Source organism: Salinicola sp. CPA57, assembly GCF_003206035.1.
In the GTDB taxonomy this organism is placed as follows: domain Bacteria; phylum Pseudomonadota; class Gammaproteobacteria; order Pseudomonadales; family Halomonadaceae; genus Salinicola; species Salinicola socius.
In genome coordinates this window covers 1-1,415 of the sequence record NZ_PZJR01000030.1, presented here as the reverse complement: position 1 = coordinate 1,415, position 1,415 = coordinate 1, and the positions used below count along the sequence as shown (strand labels likewise).

The following is a 1,415-nucleotide window of genomic DNA, read 5'->3' as shown; positions in this document are numbered from 1 at the left end:
CCTGGTTGGCGCGGACTTCAAGCGGTCCGAGGCGTCCAGAGGGCGAGGTTTTGACCGTGCATGGCATCGGTTTGCCGTCGCAAAGCTCGAGCTAGTAATGGTATTACGCGAGTGTAAGCGTCTCCGTCTCGAACAGTGGCAAGGGCACATCGGCAAATAAAATGTCAGAGCTGCCCGTGCGCGAAAGNNNNATTCATCTGGAAAAAGCCTCCTCCGATGCGCACGTTGTGTTCCTTCTGCCATTCCAAGGACTGGCGACGGGCTTCTTCTATCTGTTCCTTGGTCATCTGCTTGGATAGGCGCTGTTTGCCTTCAGAACCAGCCAACCCTTGAAGGTCATAATATTTGTAGGCCTGGACCAGATCGACATCGGTACCGATGCCTTCCTCATAAAATTTGGCAAGAGAACGAAAACCTAGGGTTTCATGCCCATATTGGAGCTTGCTGCAATGCAGCAACCATTCAAAGGCTTTTTTATTACTTTGACCAACACCCTCTCCCTGATAATATAAATTCGCAAGGGCTAAAGCGGATTTTTTATCGCCCTGCTCAACGGCTTTTTCGTACCAATACATCGCTTTTTCGTAGTCCTTGTCCACCAGACCTTTGTAATCTTTGCCACGATATGCTTCAGCCAGAGCACGCTGAGATAACGTGTAACCCATCTCGGCGGATTCCTTTAAATACTTAAGAGCCGTTTTGTGATTTTTATCAACCCCAAATCCTTTGTAGTACATCGAGAATAAGGAGTACCCGGCATCGGCAACCTCTTTTTCCCAAAGTGATTGCAATATGGAAAAAGCTTTTCCGCCATCCTCACTTACTCCTCGATAGCCGCTTCCATTGAGATAGGTAATACCTAGAATATACTCCCCTTTGAGGTCACCATTGTCCGTTTTTTCGTGCAGCTCCTCAAGCGACCACCACCTTGTCTCGTCCCGCATCTCTTTCCCGGACGGATCATTGAAAAGCGTCATCGAAAGTACACATGATGACCACGAAAAAAGTCCAACAAAAAACGCCAACGATATAATTCTCAGCATTCTCATTAGCCAAACTCCAGCTTAAATTCATCCGAATAGCGCAAGGTGCGAGCCCGCATGTCCTGAAAAGAGACGTCAAGCCTGGCTTCAGTCGTCGAGGCATCATCGCCTAAGTGTAAAGTGCGCTCTATTACATAAACATCATCTCCCGAAGAGACATCATAAGCTGAAGTTTCAGAGCCACTACTTTTTCCTTCGCTCTGATCATAGAGAGTCAAAGCCCCACCATTCTTTGCAAAATTATCGTTGAACAACGTAAATGTTTCCAGGCCTGATGCGACATCAAGTCTCAACCCAAACTCCATCTTCGACAAGTTGGGAATCCGCGCCTTGATCCTGACCTGCTTGCGATTCACGATTTCGCCCTGGGGC

General features: G+C 47.8%; 2 protein-coding genes. Both read right to left on the bottom strand.

The features are described 5' to 3' along the window. Window positions 1-164: 164 nt before the first annotated feature. On the bottom strand, window positions 165-977 hold the full coding sequence (locus DOM36_RS19765; protein WP_198651346.1) for a tetratricopeptide repeat protein: 813 nt from the start codon (window positions 975-977) through the stop codon (window positions 165-167). 71 nt (window positions 978-1,048) lie between these two features. After that, window positions 1,049-1,415 (bottom strand): hypothetical protein (locus DOM36_RS19760; RefSeq protein WP_232823940.1); only part of this gene is annotated, 367 nt, incomplete at its 5' end.